Origin of the sequence: Streptomyces calidiresistens (genome assembly GCF_014141525.1) — a bacterium.
Lineage (GTDB): Bacteria > Actinomycetota > Actinomycetes > Streptomycetales > Streptomycetaceae > Streptomyces > Streptomyces calidiresistens.
In genome coordinates this window covers 1-677 of sequence record NZ_VKHS01001438.1, presented here as the reverse complement: position 1 = coordinate 677, position 677 = coordinate 1, and the positions used below count along the sequence as shown (strand labels likewise).

At 73.6% G+C, this 677-nt stretch carries 1 protein-coding gene; it reads left to right on the top strand.

Annotated elements, in window-relative coordinates:
- Positions 1-677, top strand: a 677-nt coding sequence (locus FOE67_RS27710) for a pyridoxamine 5'-phosphate oxidase family protein (RefSeq protein WP_182667550.1), incomplete at both ends; no start/stop codon positions are given.

Genomic DNA, 677 nt, shown 5'->3' with positions numbered 1-677 from the left:
CCCCGACCCCACCGATCCCCTCGGCGGACTCCGTGAACGCCCCTCCCCGGTGGGCATGATCGCCATCGAGCCCGCCACCCGCCGCCGGATGCGGATCAACGGTCGGGCCGTCCCGACCGGCCGGGGGCTCCGCGTGGACCTCGACCAGGTCATCGCCAACTGCCCCAAGTACCTCCAGAAACGGCGGCACCGCTTCCTCGACCCGGGCGAGGGCGGAGCGGCGGCGGGACCGGGGCCGGTCACCGACGGCACCGCCCTCACCCCCGCCCAGCGGGAAACCATCCGGCGGGCGGACACCTTCTTCGTCGCCACCGCCTCCGACCGGGGCGATGCCGACGCCTCCCACCGCGGGGGCAACCCGGGCTTCGTCCGGGTGGTCTCACCCACCGTGCTGCGCTGGCCGGACTACACCGGCAACGCCATGTTCCTGACCCTGGGCAACCTCGAACTCAACCCCCTCGCGGGTCTCCTCTTCCCCGGCTGGGACACCGGGACCGCCCTCCACCTGACCGGTACGGCCCGAACCGTCTGGTCCCCGGCCCCCGGGGAGGAACCCTTCCCGCCGGGGGCGCAGCGCCTCGTGGAGTTCACCGTCGCCGCCGTTCGGGAGGTCGCCCGCGCCACCCCCCTGCGCTGGAGCGAACCCGCCTTCTCCCCTGTCTCTTATAAACATCTCC